Source organism: Pseudomonas sp. 4CAES_32.4, from assembly GCF_058136335.1.
On record NZ_CM176882.1, the window covers coordinates 2,469,912 to 2,488,347 of the forward strand.

Genomic DNA, 18,436 nt, shown 5'->3' on the forward strand with positions numbered 1-18,436 from the left:
CGTTGTGATCAACCGCGATAACGCAACGCCTCCAGCAACAAAGCAAACGCCGGTGCCGCCTGGCGCCGGCTCGGGTAATACAGGTGATAGCCGGCAAATGTCGGGCACCAGTCTTCGAGCACCTGCAGCAAGCGTCCATCGGCCAGATACGGTGCGACGATGTTTTCCGGGATGTAACTCAGACCAAAGCCATCCAGCGCGGCATCCAGCAACGGATAGACGCCGTTGAGGGTGACTTGCCCGTTCACGCGCACTTTCAGGCTTTCGCCATCCTTCTCGAACTCCCAGCTGTAGAGCCCGCCGTTGGTGGGCAGGCGCAGGTTGTTGCAGGCGTGATCTGTCAGGTCGCGCGGGGTTTGCGGGGCAGGGCGGCGGGCGAAATAGCCCGGCGAGCCGACCACCGCCATGCGCATGTCCGGGCCGATACGGGTGGCGATCATGCCTTGGGCGACGTCTTCGCCCAGACGAATGCCAGCGTCAAAACCTTGCCCGGCGATGTCGACGAAACCGTAATCGCAGCTGACTTCCACGGAGATGTCCGGGTACTTGGGCAGGAAGTCTTTGAGCACCGGGCGCAGCAGCCAGTCCAGCGAATGGTCGGTGGCGTTGATGCGGATCTTGCCTGCCGGTGTTTCGCGCAGGTTGCTCAGGGCGGCCAGTTCCACTTCGATCTCTTCGAAGCGCGGGCCGATGGTTTGCAGCAGGTGTTCGCCAGCCTCGGTGGGGGAAACGCTGCGGGTGGTGCGGGTCAGCAGACGCAAGCCGAGGCGCGCTTCGAGTGCGCGAATGGTATGGCTCAGCGCCGATTGCGAGACGCCGAGTTTGGCCGCCGCTTTGGTGAAACTGCGTTCACGGGCTACAGCGAGGAAGGCGAGCAAATCGGTGGCGTTTTCCCGAAGCATTGATGAGTGTCCTGCATAAGTTTTTTCGAATTCTAGTCGATTATCTAAATAGTGCGGGTGGTTAAAGTGGAGCCATTCATAAACTGGAGGACATCCCATGAATCCGATTGCTGCTTCTGCGTTGACCCTTTCCCTGCTGGCGGGTGAGGTGCAGGCCAATGACCAACCGCGCGTGACCGTGACGCCCAATGGCTCGCAACCTTCGGCCCGTGGCCAGGCAGATTGGTTCACCGGCACGGTGCGCGTCGATGCGCCGTTCAAGGGTTCGGATGAAGCGCGGGTCAGTGGCGCCACCGTGACGTTCGAGCCGGGTGCGCGGACGGCGTGGCACACGCATCCGCTGGGGCAGACATTGATCGTCACGGCTGGCTCAGGGTTTGTGCAGGAATGGGGGCAACCGGTTCGCGAGATTCGTCCAGGGGATACGGTGTGGATTGCGCCGGGCGCCAAGCATTGGCACGGGGCCGCGCCCACCACCGCGATGACGCATATCGCGATTGCTGAAGTGCTTGATGGCAAGGTAGTGGATTGGATGGAGCAGGTGAGCGCCGAGCAGTATCCGAGGACAACTGAATAGCTGCCAGGTGGGGCACTAGCATCCCATGCTAGTGCGCTACTTAATTTCCCTTACCCAAGCCTTTCCCGTTGGGAAAGGTCAGGGAGGGATTTTTTCAGATCATTTCCGGCAACGACGAAAGAATCTTGTCCAGCGTGATCGGATACTCCCGCACCCGCGCTCCGGTGGCGTTATAGATTGCATTGGCCACCGCCGCACTCACCCCGCAGATCCCCAATTCCCCAACACCCTTTGCCTTCATCGGCGAAGAAATCGGGTCGGTTTCATCGAGGAAAATCACCTCCTGATGGGGAATGTCGGCATGCACCGGCACTTCGTATCCGGCCAGGTCGTGATTGACGAAAAAGCCAAGCTTCTTGTCCACGGCCAGCTCTTCCATCAACGCCGCGCCGACGCCCATGGTCATCGCACCGATGACCTGACTGCGCGCCGCTTTCGGGTTGAGAATCCGTCCGGCCGCGCACACCGCCAACATCCGCCGCACCCGCACTTCACCCGTCGCTGCATCCACCGCGACTTCGACAAAATGCGCGCCAAACGTCGACTGCTGATACTGCTCGGCAAGGTCGGCAAATTCGATGCTGTCCTCGGCCGTGATCGCGCCGTTTTGCGCGGCGTTGCGCAGCGGCACATGCTTGTCGCCAACGCGCACCTGGCCGTCGACAAACTCGGCTTGATCCGCCGCCAATCCTAACTTCCCGGCCACCGCCTCGCGCAGTTTCATGCACGCGGCGTAGACGCCAGCCGTCGAGCAGTTGGCGCCGAATTGTCCACCCGAACCGGCCGAGACCGGAAAATTCGAATCGCCCAGATGCACCGTCACATCCTTCAGGCCCACGCCCATCATCTCGGCGGCGGTCTGCGCAATGATCGTGTAGCTGCCGGTGCCGATGTCGGTCATGTCGGTTTCCACCGTGACCTTGCCGTCGCGCTCCAGGCGCACTCGCGCGCCGGATTTGACCAGCAAGTTATTGCGAATCGCCGCTGCCACGCCCATGCCGATCAGCCAACGACCTTCGCGACGGCTGCCGGGTTTAGCATTGCGTTTGTCCCAGCCGAATTTCTCGGCGCCGGTCTGCAGGCATTCGATCAATCGGCGCTGGGAAAAGGGCCGTTCGGTTTTCACCGGATCGACTTGGGTGTCGTTGAGAATGCGGAACTGGATCGGGTCGAGTTTGAGCTGCTCTGCCATTTCATCCATGGCAATTTCCAGCACCATCAGCCCTGGAGTTTCACCGGGTGCGCGCATGGCGTTGCCTTCCGGCAGATCCAGCGGTGAGAGACGCATGCTGACCAAACGATTTTCCGCGGCGTACAACAATTGGCTCGGCTGCGCGGCGACTTCGACCTTGCCTTCGGCGAGGTTGCCCGACCAGCCTTCATGAGCAATCGCCGTGAGTTTGCCGTCCGCCGTCGCGCCCATGCGAATGTGCTGAATGGTGGCTGGACGGTGGGTGGTGTTGTTAGCCATTTGCGGGCGGGCGAGGGCAACTTTCACCGGTCTGCCGGCCATCCGCGCGCCGAGGGCGGCGAGAATGGCGTCGGCGCGCACGAACAATTTGCCGCCGAAACCGCCGCCAATGTACGGCGAGATCAAGCGCACCTTTTCCTTGGGCAAACCGAGGGTGGTGGCGATGTCGCCGACGCTCCAGGCGATCATCTGATTCGACGTCCACAGGGTCAGTTGATCGCCTTTCCAAGCCGCCAGCGTAGCGTGCGGTTCCATCATCGCGTGGGACTGATCCGGCGTGGTGTAGGTCTGGTCGAACTGCACCGGTGCGGCGGCGAAGGCCTTGGCGAAATCACCGTGTTTGACATCGGGCAACTCGTCTTTCGGCTCAACGCCTTGATCGCGCACGCTGGCCAGATCGAACTTGCCTTCGGCTGTGACGTAATCGACCTTGACCATTTGCGCGGCAGCACGAGCCTGCTCGAACGTTTCCGCGACCACCAGCGCCACGGCCTGGTGATAGTGCTGAATCTCCGGCCCGGCCAACAACGGCGCGGCGTTGTATTTGCCCTTGCCGAGTTTGCCGGCGTTGGCGGCGGTGACGATGGCGAGTACCCCGGGCGCGGCTTTGGCGTCATCCAGATCGATGTTGTTGATCCGCCCTTTGGCGATGGCCGAACCGACCATAAAACCGTATGCCTGATTGGCCACTGCCTCATGCTGCTCATAGGCATACGGCGCCTGACCGCTGGTTTTCAGCGGACCTTCGATGCGGTCAGTGGGTTGGCCGACAACCTTCAACTGGTCGATCGGATTGGTGGTGGCGGGCGTGTCGAATTTCATGCTTCATCCCTCGCTTGCGCCAACACCGAACCGAGCGTGCGCTCGACCAGGGTCAGTTTGAATTGGTTGTCATGGGTCGGCGTGGCACCGTCGAGCAGGCGTTCGCTGACGGCTTTGGCGCCTTTGGGCAACAACGCTTCGGCGGCTTCGACGCGCCATGGTTTCGGCGCAATACCGCCGACGGCGATGCGGCCGCTGCCGTCCTTTTGCAGAATCAGTCCGACCGAGACCAGCGCAAAGGCGTACGACGAGCGATCGCGCACCTTGTGATAAATGTGCGTACCGCCGAGCGGCGCAGGCAGGGTCACGGCGGTGATGAATTCGCCGGACGTGAGGCTGGTTTCGATGTTCGGCGTAGTGCCCGGCAACTGATGGAAATCGGCCATGGCGATGCTGCGCGTGCTGCCGTCAGGTTTCACCGTTTCGATCTGCGCATCGAGTGCGCGCATGGCGATGGCCATGTCGCTCGGGTGCGTGGCAATGCACGCGTCGCTGACGCCGATGATCCCCAGTTGTCGACTGACGCCGCCAATTGCCGAACAGCCGCTGCCGGGTTGGCGTTTGTTGCAGGCCTGATTGGTGTCGTAGAAGTACGGGCAGCGCGTGCGTTGCAGCAGATTGCCAGCGGTCGTCGCCATGTTGCGCAACTGGCCGGAAGCCCCAGCAAGCAAGGCGCGGGAAAGCAGGGCATAGTCTTTTCTGACGCGCTGATCCGCCGCCAGATCGGTGTTGCGCACCAACGCGCCGATGCGCAAACCGCCCTCGGGTGTCGCGTCGATTTGATCAAGTCCCAGATGATTGACATCGATCAGGTGCAGCGGGGTTTCGATGTCGAGTTTCATCAAGTCGAGCAGATTGGTGCCGCCGGCAATGAACTTTGCGCCTTCAATCTGTGCCGCTTGTGCAGCAGCGGCGGGGGAATCAGCACGGCTGTAATTGAACGGTCTCATGCCGGCACCTCCGCGACTTCACTGATGGCTTCAATGATGTTCGAGTAGGCACCGCACCGGCAGATATTGCCGCTCATGCGCTCTTGAAATTCACGGGCGATCAACTGCGGCGCCTCGGTGAGGCTTTCACTGACGTGGCTCGGAATGCCGTCGCGAATTTCCTTGATCACGGCGACTGCCGAGCAGATTTGCCCCGGCGTGCAATAACCGCACTGATAGCCATCGTGCTTGATGAACGCGGCCTGCATCGGGTGCAGCTTGTCGGGCATGCCGAGGCCTTCGATGGTGGTGACCTCGCTGCCTTCGTGCATCACCGCCAGGGTCAGGCAGGAATTGATCCGCCGACCATCGACGATCACTGTGCAGGCACCGCATTGGCCGTGGTCGCAGCCTTTTTTGGTGCCGGACAGTTGCAGCTGTTCGCGCAGGGCATCGAGCAGGGTGGTGCGGGTGTCGACATCAAGCGCACGCGGCTTGCCGTTGACGTTGATCGTCACTTTGCTCATGGCCGGTTGCTCCAGGTTGGCCGCGTAGGCCTTGAGGCTGATAAACGGCGGCATCGCGAACGCCGTGGCGGTCACGGCGCCGAGGATCAGAAATCTGCGTCGGGAAATCGTCATGGTTCGATTCCTTTTCTCTCTTCATCAGGGCAGCTAGGGGTGAACGGCCCAAGCGGGCAGCCAGCGTGATCGCCGGTCTCGTTAAGGAGTGACCGCCGGAAAGAGGAAAAGGTTTTTGCGGATTTTCGCTATAGAGTTATGCGTGTGGCTCATTAATCGCAGGTAGAGCACAACTCCCCTGTAGGAGTGAGCCTGCTCGCGATAGCGTCTTGTCAGCCAACATAAGTGTCGAATGCCATGACCCCATCGCTGGCAAGCCAGCTCCCACAGATATTTGTGGTGTGAACACAATCTCATGCACAACATGCAACCCTGTGGGAGCTGGCTTGCCAGCGATGGGGCCAGCGCATCCAACTTCAATGCCCGCCAACCACCATCGAAGTAAACGGCGCCACATACGCCTGCAATGTCACCAACCCGCCGACCAGTATCGCCAGCACAATCGAGTGGAAGAACACGTAGCGCAGAATTTCGCCCTCATGTCCGTACCAGCGGGTTGCGGTAGAAGCGACCACGATCGATTGCGCATCGACCATTTTGCCCATCACCCCACCCGAACTGTTCGCCGCCGCCATCAATACCGGACTGATCCCGAGCTGTTCCGAGGTGACTCGCTGCAAGCCGCCAAACAACACGTTCGACGCGGTATCCGAACCGGTCAGCGCTACGCCGAGCCAGCCGAGCAACGTGCCGAACATCGGATAGAAAATCCCCGTCGCCGCAAACGCCAGACCCATGGTCGCGTCGAGTCCCGAATAACGCGTGAGGAACCCCAGCGCCAGCATCGCCGCAATGGTGATCAGCGAAAACCGCACCACCCACAGCGTGCGCAGGTATTGCTTGATCAATTGCGGGATCGAGTAGCCCATCAACAAACCACCGACAATCGCCGCCAGCAAAATCCCGCTGCCCGTCGCGGTGAGCCAAGTGAATTTGTACACCGCTTCTTCCGCTTTCGGCGCGGCGACCACGGGCGGGACTTTTTCGATTTGCAGGTGCAGGCTGGTGAATGTCACGGCCGGGGCAAAAATCGGGTTGGCCTCACGCAGCGGTTTGCCTTGCGGATCAAGCTTGGCTGATTGAGTGACGGGATCAAGCGCCGGGCGGGTGTCGAACATGTTCTTGAAGCCCTGGGTGCCCCAGGCAAACACGAACACGGTGAGGATGATCCACGGCATCCAAGCACGCATCACTGCCGGGCGCGCCTGATCGCTGAAAGCCGCGCTGGCGGTGACTTTTTCCTCTTCGACCTTGGAGTTATCGACACGCCCAGACAGCGCCGCCGACGTGTGAATGGTCGCCGGTTTCCACACCTTCAAAAACAGGGTCAGGCAGGCCATGGATATCAGCGCGGCGATCACATCCACGAGCATCGGCCCGTGGTAGTTCGACACCAGAAACTGCGGCACAGCGAAACTCACCCCGGCCACCAGAATCGCCGGCCAGATCTCGAGCATTTTGCGCCACCCGGCAAACGCCCAGATCAACCAGAACGGCACCAACACCGAGAAGAACGGCAACTGCCTGCCGACCATCATCGACAGCTCCATCTCATCCAGCCCGGTGACTTTGGCCAAGGTGATGATCGGCGTGCCGAGTGCACCAAATGCGACCGGCGCGGTGTTGGCGATCAGCGCCAGACCGGACGCCGCCAACGGCGAAAAACCGAGACCGATCAGAATCGCCCCGGTCACCGCCACCGGCGTGCCGAACCCGGCGGCGCCTTCGAAGAACGCACCGAAGCAGAAAGCGATCAGCAGCAACTGCAAACGTCGGTCATCGGTGATCCGCGCAAGGGAGTCCTGCAGCACTTTGAACGAACCGTTCTCGGTGGTCAGGCGATGCAGAAAGATGATGTTGAGGACGATCCAGCCAATCGGCAGCAAGCCGTTTGCCGCACCAAACAACGCCGCCGAACCGGCCATGCTCGCCGGCATGCCGAAGGCGAAGATCGAGATCAACAGCGCCGACGCCAGCGCCAGCAACGCCGCGAGGTGCGCCTTGACGTGGAAGAACGCCAGCGCCGCGAGCATCACCACCACCGGCACTGCGGCCATAAGTGTAGAGATCACCGGGTTGCCGAACGGGTCGTAGATTTGCTGCCAGACCATGGTCCACCTCTGCTTGTTTTTATTGAGGGCGCAGATCCATTGCGTGGGGCTTGGTTGCAAGGAGTATAGGTGGCATTTCGCCGCCGTCCGCGCAGGGGCGACGGGGCGACAAACGGTCGCTAGTGGCCAGGGAATCAACACCGATTTGCCCGGTCGTATCTGCGGCTGCGCGCACCGCGTCCTGAAGGCGCGGGCAGCGTGGCCGATTCCGTCGTCAAGACCTTGGTTTTAGGGAAGTGTTGAATGAAGCGCACTACAACGATGCTGCTGACCGTGACCGCCGCCGTATTGCTCGGTGGCTGTGTGGCGGATTTTGATGATGACCACCGCCATGGCCGGCATTACGACCGCGATCATGGCCGTGATTACGACCATGACCGGCGCTGGGATGATCGCGATGATCGTCGCGACGGGCGCCGCTATTGCCGTGATCGCGACTGACTGAATAAAGAAGAGGGCGTTCCCGAAAAGGAACGCCCTCTGTCATTGCCCTCGATTAAAAGTGAGCGCTCGCCCGGACGCTGGATCGCGCAGGCACGGAGGCCTCGATGTCCAGCAAATGGGTGGCGAGAATGTCGCTCAGAAAACGGAACTGATCGTTGATGCCGACCACTTCATTGCTGAAGTGATTGCTCGCGGCAGGCATCAGCAGATCTTCGAAATCTTCGTTGAACACCAGCGCCTGAGCCTTGTGCGACACGGCGTGCTGATCGTAATAGTTGCTGCCGAAAACCGGGAAACTCACGGAGAGTGTGACGTGGGTGTGAATCATGTTGTGAACTCCTCGTTGTGTTTCGGATGGGGTAATCGTGCCTTCGATGGGCGGTGGGCGGAAGGCAATCGTGGCGATGGTGAATATCGATGGCAGTGATGGTTTGGGGTTTTGTGATGAATTTTCTGGCCCCATCGCTGGCAAGCCAGCTCCCACAGGTTCTGAGGTGATCATAAAATCTGCGGTCGCTGGAAATCCCTGTGGGAGCTGGCTTGCCAGCGATGAGGCCGGTGCATCCAACATCAGGCTGAATTGACCCACCTATACTCAAATCTGCATCGTCCCAATTTGAAGGAAACCCCTACCGTGAACCCGCGTGCGCTGCTCCTCGCCGCTCTGTTGCTGCTGGCCGGTTGCGCCACCTCGGCGCGGGCACCGGTGGCAGCGCCGCAGGCCGTGTTCGTCTCGCCAGCGACCTGGCAGCAGATCGACCGCGAAATCGTCAGCGCTTCGCAGCAGTCCACCGAGCAGGTCAAGCTGTTCGCCCGTGGTTCGATGGAACATTGGCGCACTCGCGTCTATCAGCAAACTGAAGAAAATTTCATCCCGTGGTTTAGCAGCTACTGGACCCAGGAATGGCTGTCGATGAAGGTCAGTTGGTACACGATCAATGCCGGCGGCGAACAGGACGCCTCGGCCAAACGGCTGGCGACGTATCTGCTTGAGCAATATCAGGAAAAGGTCCTCGCGCCGGTGGCGGTGGAGGTCGACCCGGACGCGATTCTCGGCCAGGCCACGGCGTTCTATGCGCAGTTGATGGCCCAGCAAATGCCGCTCATCGCTCAGCGCCATGGCGTGCCCATTGGTCAGCTCAACGGGCATTTGCAGAGAGTCCCGGCCATCGCTCTTGGCCCGCCGCCGGCACGCGATGCATCGCTGTTTCAAGTGATCAGCACAGAGCCGTTGAACACTTTGCCGGCCTACGCGGCGCTGATCGATAAGATCCACACCGAGGGTGGCGCCAAGGGCATTGCTTCGACTGACGCTGGCATGGCACCGGTGGCCAAGCGCGCGAGCCAACGGATGGAAGCGGAAATGGCCCCGCGTGGTGCGGCCAGTGCGGTGGCCGCCGCTGCCGGCAAGCTTGCCGGCGGTTTGATTTCGGTCGGCGTGGCGGGGGTTCGCGCGATCATCCAGGCCAATGACCGGCCTGACAGTGAGGCGCTGATCCGCAGCAGTCTGGGCAATACGTTCGACAAAGCCTGGCTGAAACTGGTGCAGAACCCGACCACCGGGGTCATGGCCGGCACGCTGCACATGGCCGGGCAAGTCGAACGCCATCTCGCGGGAAGCGAAGGACCGTCGGTCGGGTTCGGCGTGGACCCTGTCGAATGGCAACCGCCGCAATCGACCAATCAGCAGATCGAACCCAACGTACAAGGAGAATGATCATGGCTTACATCGATATTTTTGTGGCGCCGGTGCCAACCGCCAATCGCGAGCAGTACAAAAAGCACTGCGAAATCGCCGCGAAATTGTTCAAGGAATACGGCGCAGAGGACGTGGTTCAGTGCTGGGGCGATGACGTGCCGGACGGCAAAGTCACGTCATTTCCGCTGGCGGTCAAACTCAAGGAGGGCGAAACCGTCTCGTCCGGCTGGCTGGTCTGGCCCGACAAAGCGACCCGCGACGCCGGCATGGCCAAAATGATGGAAGACCCGCGCATGCAACCGGACGTCAACCCGATGGGGTTTGACGGGCAGCGGATGATCTTCGGCGGCTTCAAGAACATCCTCGAATCCTGACGCCACCGCAAATCTCTTGTAGGCCTTCGCCTGCTCGCGATGGATTAGGCAATTTCAACAACATTATTGACTGACCCACCGCCATCGCTGGCAAGCCAGCTCCCACAGGTATTTGTAGCGGGACACAGATACCGCAAACATTCGAGAAACCTGTGGGAGCTGGCTTGCCAGCGATGGCGTCAACACATCCAACACTGCATTGGTTGATGCACCGCAATCGCTAGCAGGGCTAGCTCCCACAGGGTTTGTGTTTACTCGGTAGTTGGCGTGATGCGGCAGCTTTTACGCTCGCGAATCTGTTCGTCCGTGGGTCGTTCGCGGACGAATTCGAAACGCGGCTCGCCCTCGCTGTAATGCACCAGCCAGCCCCATTCCAGTTCGGTTTCGTTCTGCCCAGGCTGCGGTGGCCGGGCCCACCAGGGTTCTTTGCTGAGGATCTCGCGCATGGCGACCTCCGGTTGATGGCAATCCTTGAACTATAGCTGCCTGCCACGAGTCGTCAGATCAGGCTGTAGAATCGGCCCAATCAGGATGAACAAGGGAGCAGGGCCATGACCGATGAACCGTTCAAGCGATTGTTCTTCGCACTGGATTGCCCGCCGACGCAGCGCAAGGCGATTGCGCAGTGGCGCGCGGAGCTGAGCCTGAGAACCGGCAAACCGGTGCCGGCGGATAACTTTCATCTGACGCTGTTGTTTCTCGGCGCTGTACCGCTGGCGCAGATTAACGAAGTCTGCGAGGCCGCCGGGCAAGTGCGCACGCCGGGTGAGCCGTTGAAGATTGCTCTGGATCGTCTGCAGGTCTGGCATCGCGCCGGGGTGTTATCGCTGGCGCCCGAGCAGGCACCGCAGGCCTTGTTGCGCCTGGTCTATGCGCTGGAACAGGCGATGCTGCCGTTCCGATTCGATGAGACACCGCGCGAGTTTCGTCCGCACCTGACCCTGGCCCGCGACTACCGTGCGCCGGAGCCGGAGTCCGTTACGCCACCGGAATTCTTCCTGCGTGCCGAACGCTTCGCCTTGTTCGAATCGCACAAGGGGCGTTATCGGATTCTTCAGGATTGGTCGCTGAGCTGAAGGCACAAAAAAAGGCGCCCGAAGGCGCCTGAGAATTCACCTGAGCCGAGGGAGCCAGGTGAGGCCGTTCAGAGAGAGGTTGCAGCGGTGGTAAGGCGCTGCGCGAACGGGAAATTTTCAGCACTGCATTGCTTTACTGTGGGAGCTAGCCCTGCTAGCGATAGCAATTTGTCAGTCGACATCTCTGCTGATTGACCCACTGCAATCGCTAGCAGGGCTAGCTCCCACATGGGATCGCGCTTATCAATTATTTACCGAGCTTCACCCGGGTCCAGCCGCGAGTCATGATTCGCTGCGTAGCGATCGGCTGATCCGGCACCGCATACAGCGTCGCCATCACCGCTTGCGACGGGTACGAGCCCGGGTCGTTGCGGATCGCTTCATCCACCAATGGCGTGGCCGCCGCGTTGGCGTTGCTGTAGCCGTTGCTGTTGGTGATCTCGGCGATGATGTCCGGGCGCATCAGGAAGTCCATGAACAGGTAAGCGTTCTCGACGTTGGCGGCATCACGCGGGATGGCGACCATGTCGTAGAAGCTGCCGGCGCCTTCCTTGGGAATGCTGTAATCGATCACCACGTTGTTGCCCGATTCCACCGCGCGGGCCTTGGCCTGCAGCACATCGCCGGAGTAGCCGACCGCGACGCAGATGTTGCCGTTGGCCAGATCCGAGATGTATTTCGAGGAATGGAAGTACGCCACGTTCGGGCGGATCTTCATGAACAGCGCCTCGGCTTCCTGGATATGCGCGGTGTCCTTGTCGTTCACCGGGTAGCCCAAGTAGTGCAGGGCGGCCGGGATCATCTCGGTGGGCGAATCCAGGAAACTGATGCCGCAAGCTTTGAGCTTTTCAGCGTTCTCCGGCTTGAACAGCAAGTCCCAGGAGTTGGTCGGGGCGTCGGCGCCGAGCACTTCCTTGACCTTGGCCGGGTTGAAACCGATGCCGATCGAGCCCCACATGTACGGAAACGCGTGGGCGTTGTCCGGATCACTGGCGGCGGCGTTTTTCAGTAGCACCGGGTTGAGATTCTTCCAGTTCGGCAGCTTCGATTTGTCCAGCGTCTGATAGACGCCAGCCTTGATCTGCTTGGCCAGGAAACTGTTCGACGGCACGACCAGGTCGTAACCGGATTTGCCCGCCAGCAAGCGCGCCTCAAGGGTTTCGTTGCTGTCGAAAACGTCGTAGGTCACGCGGATACCGGTCTCGTCTTCGAACTTCTTGACGGTGTCCGGCGCGATGTAATCGGACCAGTTGTAAACACGCAGCACCTTGTCGTTGGCCTGGGCGCCCATGACCATTGCGCCCATTAAGGACAGTGTCAGCAGAGTCCTGCCAAACATTTTCATCGGTACAACTCCATTCTTTTTATTCAAAAAACACAAAGCCAAAACTCGGTTAACAGCGCCTGCTTATTTAGGAGCTGTCGAGTGAAACGAGGCTGCGATCTTTTGATCTTTCACATCAAGATCAAAAGATCGCAGCGTGCCGCAGCGCCTACAGGGTTATGCGGTGGCGGCTTGTTGCGGCTGCTGCCACGACTCGTTCGCGGTCTGATCCATCGCTTCCTGAATCGCCCGTTTGCGGTTGGCTTCTGCCTTGCGGCCGAAGTACCAGACCAGGAAGGTCACCAGCGACACCGCCAGCAGAATCAGGCTGGCCACGGCGTTGATTTCAGGCTTCACGCCCAGACGCACCGCCGAGAACACTTCCATCGGCAGGGTGGTCGAACCTGGCCCGGAAACGAAACTCGCCAACACCAGGTCATCCAGCGACAGGGCAAACGACATCATCCCGCCCGCTGCCAGCGACGGCGCGATCATTGGAATGGTGATCAGGAAAAACACCTTGAACGGCTTCGCACCGAGATCCATCGCCGCTTCTTCTATCGACAGATCCAGCTCCCGCAGGCGCGCGGAGACTACCACCGCCACATAGGCGGCACAAAACGTGGTGTGAGCGATCCAGATCGTCACGATGCCACGTTCCTGCGGCCAGCCGATCAGCTGCGCCATCGCCACGAACAGCAGCAACAGCGACAGACCGGTGATTACCTCAGGCATCACCAACGGCGCAGTCACCAGACCACCAAACAAGGTGCGACCCTTGAAGCGCGTGACGCGAGTCAGCACGAACGCCGCCAGCGTACCCAGTGCAACAGCGGCAATCGCGGTGTAGCAGGCGATTTCCAGCGAGCGCACCACCGAGCCCATCAGTTGCGTGTTGTCGAGCAAACCGACGTACCACTTCACCGACCAGCCGCCCCACACCGTCACCAGTTTGGATGCGTTGAACGAGTAGATCACCAGAATCAGCATCGGCAGATAAATGAACATCAGACCGAAGATCAGCATGAACTTGGAAAAACCGAAGCGTTTCATCCCCGTGCCTCCATCTCTTTGGCCTGGCTGCGGTTGAACAGCAGAATCGGCACAATCAGGATCAACAGCATCACCACCGCCAGCGCGGACGCTACCGGCCAGTCGCGGTTATTGAAGAACTCTTGCCACAGCACGCGACCGATCATCAGCGTCTCCGGGCCACCCAACAATTCCGGAATCACGAACTCACCGACCACTGGAATGAACACCAGCATGCAGCCGGCAATAATGCCGTTCTTGGCCAGCGGCACAGTGATTTTCCAGAAGTTGTTGAAGTTGCTCGAACCCAGATCAGACGCGGCTTCCAGCAGGCTGCCGTCGTGCTTGACGAGGTTGGCGTAGAGCGGCAACACCATGAACGGCAGGTAGGCGTAAACCACGCCTATATACACGGCCGTGTTGGTGTTGAGGATCTCGATCGGGTGATCAGTGAGCCCCGTCCACATCAGAAACGCGTTAAGCAAACCGTTGTTGCTGAGGATGCCCATCCACGCGTAAACGCGGATCAGGATCGCGGTCCAGGTCGGCATCATGATCAACAGCAGCAGGACGTTTTGCGTTTCCTTGCCGGTCTTGGTGATCGCGTAGGCCATCGGGAAACCGATCAGCAGGCACATCATCGTGCTCAGCGCCGCAACTTTCAGCGAACCGAGATAGGCCGACAGGTACAGCTCGTCTTCGCCGAGCATGGTGTAGTTGCCGATGTTCAGCAGCAGCTGGAATTTCTGTTCGGCGTAGGTGTAGATCTCTGAGTACGGCGGGATCGACAGCGCGGCTTCCGAGAAACTGATCTTCATCACCAGGAAAAACGGCAGCATGAAGAACAGGAACAGCCAGATGAACGGGATACCAATGACCAGTTTTCGTCCGCTGGGCACCAGGCGCAGGAATTGCTGATTGAAGGTTTTCATGAGCGCAGTACCACGCCGCTGTCGTCTTCCCACCACACGTAGACCTTGTCGTCCCAGGTCGGACGTGCGCCACGGCGTTCGGCGTTGGCCATGAACGACTGGACGATTTTGCCGCCCGGCAGTTCGACGTAGAACACCGAGTGGCCGCCGAGGTAGGCGATGTCATGCACCTTGCCTTCGGACCAGTTGTAGCGGAACTCGGGTTGGGTGGTGCTGACGAGCATTTTTTCCGGACGGATCGCGTAGGTGATCGACTTGTCCTGCACCGAGGTGCTGACACCGTGACCGACGTAGATCTTCTGCTGCAAGTCCGGGCTGTGGATGATTGCGTGACCTTCAAGGTCTTCCACCACGGTGCCGTCGAAGGCGTTCACGTTGCCGATGAACTCGCAGACCATACGGCTGACCGGCGCTTCATAGATGTCGACCGGGCTGCCGATCTGGGCGATCCAGCCGAGGTGCATGATCGCGATGCGCTCGGCCATGGTCATGGCTTCTTCCTGGTCGTGGGTCACCATCACGCACGTCACGCCGACGCGCTCGATGATTTGCACCAGCTCCAGTTGCATCTGCGAACGCAGCTTTTTATCCAGCGCACCCATCGGTTCGTCGAGGAGCAACAGCTTCGGACGTTTGGCCAGCGAGCGGGCGAGGGCGACGCGCTGACGCTGGCCGCCGGACAGTTGATGCGGCTTGCGTTTGGCGTATTGGGTCATGTGTACAAGGCGCAGCATTTCATCGACACGGGCGTCGATTTCGCTGGCCGGCAAACGGTCTTGCTTGAGGCCGAAGGCGATGTTCTGCGCAACGGTCATGTGTGGGAACAAGGCGTACGACTGGAACATCATGTTGATCGGCCGCTCGTAGGGCGGCATGTCGGTGATGTCCACGCCGTCGAGCAGAATCCGCCCTTCAGTCGGGCGCTCGAAACCGGCGAGCATGCGCAGGAGGGTCGATTTGCCCGAACCGGAGCCGCCGAGCAGAGCGAAGATTTCACCCTGATGGATCTCCAGGGACACATCGTCCACTGCTGTGGTTTCGTCGAACTTCTTGGTGACACGATCGACTTTCACCAGAACCTTTTTCGGTTGCTGATGACCCTCAAGAGCCTTCCTGTAAGTGCTGGAGGCGTTTGCCATGTGAAACTCCCAACATGTTTCAGTCGCCTGGCCAACGTGGCCGGGCTTAAGTGGATTGCAAGCCTGTAAGCGCTGCTCCGGTCGAATCGCCGCAATACCCTGTGGGAGCTGGCTTGCCAGCGATGGCGGTGGGTCAGTCACCATTAATGTTGAAGGTGATGGCCTCATCGCTGGCAAGCCAGCTCCCACAGGGTTTTGCATTGTTGTGACAGGTATTGCACTTACCGATCCGGCTTGTTCGGCGCCGCCGTCCTGGCTGCCTGGGTCGTACTTGTTGTTATCACGGGTGTTGTTGTTCTCGGATGCTGGATGTGCGCAGGCACACCCGACGTCCGTGGGGGCAGTAAATCGTTAGGTATTCTTCGCTGGGGTCAGCGCTGGTTGCGCCGCGCCGCCCGCTGCCGGCATGCCGCGCCGAACGCCTGGAAAATCTTCAGGTAGTTCGGGTTGTCCAGCACTTGCCATTCCGGGTGCCATTGCACGCCGAGGGCGAAGGTCGGGCTGTGCTCGACCGAGATCGCCTCGATCAAACCGTCCGGCGCCACCGCTTCGGCACGCAGGCCGGGAGCGAGGCGGTCGATGCCCTGGCTGTGAATCGAGTTGACCTGGAACTCGCCCGGCAACTCCAGCGCCTCGAACACGCCGCCGCCCAATACCGTCACGGCGTGGGCCGGTGCGTATTGCACAGCGAGTTCCGGGCTGTCGGCTTCGCGATGATCAAGCATGCCCGGCAACTCGTGCACCTTCTGATGCAGGCTGCCGCCGAACGCCACGTTCATCTCCTGGAAGCCACGGCAAATGCCGAGCACCGGAACGCCCGCCGCGATGGCTGCACGCAATAAAGGAAGGGTGGTGGCATCCCGCGCCGGATCGTGATCCGTGCCGGGGGCGCTGGCCGGGCCTTGATAGTGGAAGGGTTCCACGTTCGAGGGCGAGCCGGTCAGCAGCAGACCGTCGAGTTGACCGAGCAGGTCTTCGATTTCGGTCAGGTTGCCAAGGGAAGGAATGACCACTGGCAACCCGTTAGCGCCAACGCTGACAGCACGTACGTACTTGTCGCCGCTGATGTGATAGGGGTGCAGGCCAATCTGTTTGACGCACGCAGTAACGCCGATCAATGGCTTGAATGCCATTTTTATTCACCTCGAAGTTTGACACTTGAACGAGCTTTTCCGGAGCTTATCCGCGTTTATTTTAATTAACAACTGCCATGTAAAAAATTCTAAACGCCGTTCATCATATCTTCATGATTCTCGGGGCTTTGGCGCCTGTATTGGCACGCAGGTGTTAAAAAAAGCCCGGAAAATAAACCTTTGGCGGTCATCTGTTCGCTATTGACTTCACTTTGCCGTTCGGGTTGACTGGCTCGGCGAAACAGCAGTGAACATAATAATTAACAGCTAAATAGGTGCATCATGTCGGTCCCTCTGCGTACCGTTCAACTCAACGAAGCAAACGCATTCCTTAAGAAATATCCTGAGGTTTTGTACGTCGACCTTCTGATTGCGGATATGAACGGTGTGGTGCGCGGCAAGCGCATCGAACGCACCAGTCTTCATAAGGTTTACGAGAAAGGCATCAACCTGCCGGCCTCGCTCTTCGCCCTCGACATCAATGGCTCCACGGTGGAAAGCACCGGCCTGGGTCTGGACATCGGCGACGCTGACCGCATCTGCTACCCGATCCCCGGCACCCTGAGCATCGAGCCGTGGCAGAAGCGCCCAACCGCACAACTCCTGATGACCATGCACGAGATCGAAGGCCAGCCGTTCTTCGCTGACCCGCGTGAAGTGCTGGCTAACGTCGTGCGCAAATTCGACGACCTCGGCCTGACGATTTGTGCAGCGTTCGAACTTGAGTTCTATCTGATCGATCAGGACAACGTGAACGGTCGTCCGCAGTCGCCGCGTTCGCCGGTCTCCGGCAAGCGTCCGGTGTCGACTCAGGTGTACCTGATCGACGATCTCGACGAATACGTCGATTGCCTGCAAGACATCCTCGAAGGCGCGAAAGAGCAGGGCATCCCGGCTGACGCGATCGTCAAGGAAAGCGCCCCGGCGCAGTTTGAAGTCAACCTGCATCACGTCTCCGACCCGATCAAAGCGTGCGACTACGCCGTCCTGCTCAAGCGTCTGGTGAAGAACATCGCCTACGACCACGAGATGGACACCACCTTCATGGCCAAGCCGTATCCGGGCCAGGCGGGCAACGGTCTGCACGTGCACATTTCGATCCTGGACAAAGAAGGCAACAACATCTTCGCCAGCGAGGATCCCGAGCAGAACGCCGCATTGCGTCACGCGATCGGCGGTGTGCTGGAGACCCTGCCTGCGCAAATGGCGTTCCTGTGCCCGAACGTCAACTCGTACCGCCGTTTCGGCGCGCAGTTCTACGTACCGAACTCGCCGAGCTGGGGCATCGACAACCGCACCGTGGCCGTGCGTGTACCGACCGGTTCGCCGGACGCCGTGCGCATCGAGCACCGTGTCGCCGGTGCCGACGCTAACCCGTACTTGCTGATGGCTTCGGTGCTGGCCGGTATTCACCACGGTCTGACCAACCAGATCGAGCCGGGCGCCCCGGTTGAAGGCAACAGCTACGAGCAGAACGAACAGAGCCTGCCGAACAACCTGCGCGACGCACTGCGCGAGTTGGACGACAGCGAAGTCATGGCCCGCTACATCGACCCGATGTACATCGACGTGTTCGTCGCGTGCAAGGAAAGCGAGCTGGCCGAGTTCGAAAACTCGATCTCTGACCTTGAGTACAACTGGTATCTGCATACCGTTTAACGACTCATTGCGATTCCTGATGCACACCACCAATACCTGTGGGAGCGGGCTTGCCCGCGATGGGGCCGTCACCTTCAGCATTGAAGGCGACTGACCCACCGCTATCGCGGGCAAGCCCGCTCCCACAGGGTTTTGGACAGGTCGTGAAGATTGTCGGCATTTCGGCAATCA

General features: G+C 59.9%; 18 protein-coding genes. 6 read left to right on the plus strand and 12 right to left on the minus strand.

Translation table 11 applies throughout. From position 1 onward, the window contains the following. Positions 1-8: 8 nt before the first annotated feature. A complete protein-coding gene (locus AC3Y64_RS11195; protein ID WP_489987481.1) occupies positions 9-902 on the minus strand; it encodes a LysR family transcriptional regulator in 894 nt (297 codons plus the stop codon). 97 nt (positions 903-999) lie between these two features. On the opposite strand from AC3Y64_RS11195, the gene AC3Y64_RS11200 reads away from it, so the two are divergent. Further along, entirely contained in the window at positions 1,000-1,479 is a 480-nt protein-coding gene (locus AC3Y64_RS11200; RefSeq protein ID WP_489987482.1) for a (R)-mandelonitrile lyase, read from the plus strand. A 94-nt stretch (positions 1,480-1,573) separates the two neighbouring features. Here the strand turns inward: AC3Y64_RS11200 and paoC are convergent, their stop codons facing one another. The 4 genes from paoC to AC3Y64_RS11220 form a co-directional block, all read right to left on the minus strand. Next, positions 1,574-3,772 (minus strand): aldehyde oxidoreductase molybdenum-binding subunit PaoC, encoded by a 2,199-nt coding sequence (gene paoC, locus AC3Y64_RS11205; protein ID WP_489987483.1) that lies wholly within the window; start codon positions 3,770-3,772, stop codon positions 1,574-1,576. Further along, positions 3,769-4,722 carry an FAD binding domain-containing protein gene (locus tag AC3Y64_RS11210; protein WP_489987484.1) on the minus strand — a complete coding sequence of 318 codons (954 nt, stop codon included), beginning with the start codon at positions 4,720-4,722 and terminating at the stop codon, positions 3,769-3,771. Before AC3Y64_RS11210 ends, paoC begins: the two co-directional genes overlap by 4 nt. Next, positions 4,719-5,342 (minus strand): aldehyde dehydrogenase iron-sulfur subunit PaoA, encoded by a 624-nt coding sequence (gene paoA, locus AC3Y64_RS11215; RefSeq protein WP_489987485.1) that lies wholly within the window; start codon positions 5,340-5,342, stop codon positions 4,719-4,721. Before paoA ends, AC3Y64_RS11210 begins: the two co-directional genes overlap by 4 nt. 356 nt (positions 5,343-5,698) lie before the next feature. Further along, the gene (locus AC3Y64_RS11220; RefSeq protein ID WP_489987486.1) at positions 5,699-7,453 is read right to left on the minus strand and encodes an L-lactate permease; all 1,755 of its coding nucleotides are present in this window, start codon (positions 7,451-7,453) and stop codon (positions 5,699-5,701) included. 243 nt (positions 7,454-7,696) lie between these two features. Between AC3Y64_RS11220 and AC3Y64_RS11225 the strand changes: the two genes are divergently transcribed. Further along, positions 7,697-7,894, plus strand: coding sequence for a hypothetical protein (locus AC3Y64_RS11225; protein ID WP_489987487.1), 198 nt, complete (start codon positions 7,697-7,699; stop codon positions 7,892-7,894). 55 nt (positions 7,895-7,949) lie between these two features. Here AC3Y64_RS11225 and AC3Y64_RS11230 read toward each other — a convergent pair whose 3' ends face one another. Continuing rightward, the gene (locus AC3Y64_RS11230) at positions 7,950-8,225 is read right to left on the minus strand and encodes a hypothetical protein (RefSeq protein WP_489987488.1); all 276 of its coding nucleotides are present in this window, start codon (positions 8,223-8,225) and stop codon (positions 7,950-7,952) included. A 306-nt stretch (positions 8,226-8,531) separates the two neighbouring features. Here AC3Y64_RS11230 and AC3Y64_RS11235 point away from each other — a divergent pair, with 306 nt between their 5' ends. Both AC3Y64_RS11235 and AC3Y64_RS11240 read left to right on the plus strand, forming a co-directional pair. Further along, positions 8,532-9,614 carry a hypothetical protein gene (locus tag AC3Y64_RS11235; protein WP_489987489.1) on the plus strand — a complete coding sequence of 361 codons (1,083 nt, stop codon included), beginning with the start codon at positions 8,532-8,534 and terminating at the stop codon, positions 9,612-9,614. Between the two features lie 2 nt (positions 9,615-9,616). Further along, positions 9,617-9,970, plus strand: a complete 354-nt coding sequence (locus tag AC3Y64_RS11240) for a DUF1428 domain-containing protein (protein ID WP_489987490.1) — start codon at positions 9,617-9,619, stop codon at positions 9,968-9,970. A 251-nt stretch (positions 9,971-10,221) separates the two neighbouring features. On the opposite strand, the gene AC3Y64_RS11245 is transcribed toward AC3Y64_RS11240, so the two are convergent. Next, the gene (locus tag AC3Y64_RS11245; protein ID WP_489987491.1) at positions 10,222-10,416 is read right to left on the minus strand and encodes a hypothetical protein; all 195 of its coding nucleotides are present in this window, start codon (positions 10,414-10,416) and stop codon (positions 10,222-10,224) included. A 105-nt stretch (positions 10,417-10,521) separates the two neighbouring features. On the opposite strand from AC3Y64_RS11245, the gene thpR reads away from it, so the two are divergent. After that, the gene (thpR, locus tag AC3Y64_RS11250; RefSeq protein WP_489987492.1) at positions 10,522-11,046 is read left to right on the plus strand and encodes an RNA 2',3'-cyclic phosphodiesterase; all 525 of its coding nucleotides are present in this window, start codon (positions 10,522-10,524) and stop codon (positions 11,044-11,046) included. Between the two features lie 247 nt (positions 11,047-11,293). Here thpR and AC3Y64_RS11255 read toward each other — a convergent pair whose 3' ends face one another. From AC3Y64_RS11255 to AC3Y64_RS11275, 5 genes are all read right to left on the minus strand, one after another. After that, a complete protein-coding gene (locus AC3Y64_RS11255) occupies positions 11,294-12,391 on the minus strand; it encodes a polyamine ABC transporter substrate-binding protein (protein WP_489987493.1) in 1,098 nt (365 codons plus the stop codon). Between the two features lie 156 nt (positions 12,392-12,547). Then, positions 12,548-13,423 (minus strand): ABC transporter permease subunit, encoded by an 876-nt coding sequence (locus tag AC3Y64_RS11260; protein WP_034155531.1) that lies wholly within the window; start codon positions 13,421-13,423, stop codon positions 12,548-12,550. Next, on the minus strand, positions 13,420-14,301 hold the full coding sequence (locus AC3Y64_RS11265) for an ABC transporter permease subunit (RefSeq protein WP_163005261.1): 882 nt from the start codon (positions 14,299-14,301) through the stop codon (positions 13,420-13,422). Before AC3Y64_RS11265 ends, AC3Y64_RS11260 begins: the two co-directional genes overlap by 4 nt. Positions 14,302-14,330: 29 nt before the next feature. Further along, positions 14,331-15,473, minus strand: a complete 1,143-nt coding sequence (locus AC3Y64_RS11270) for an ABC transporter ATP-binding protein (protein ID WP_158957210.1) — start codon at positions 15,471-15,473, stop codon at positions 14,331-14,333. Positions 15,474-15,844: 371 nt separating this feature from the next. Then, entirely contained in the window at positions 15,845-16,606 is a 762-nt protein-coding gene (locus AC3Y64_RS11275) for a gamma-glutamyl-gamma-aminobutyrate hydrolase family protein (RefSeq protein ID WP_489987494.1), read from the minus strand. Positions 16,607-16,888: 282 nt separating this feature from the next. Here AC3Y64_RS11275 and AC3Y64_RS11280 point away from each other — a divergent pair, with 282 nt between their 5' ends. Continuing rightward, a complete protein-coding gene (locus AC3Y64_RS11280; protein WP_064120847.1) occupies positions 16,889-18,265 on the plus strand; it encodes a glutamine synthetase family protein in 1,377 nt (458 codons plus the stop codon). Positions 18,266-18,436: the final 171 nt, after the last annotated feature.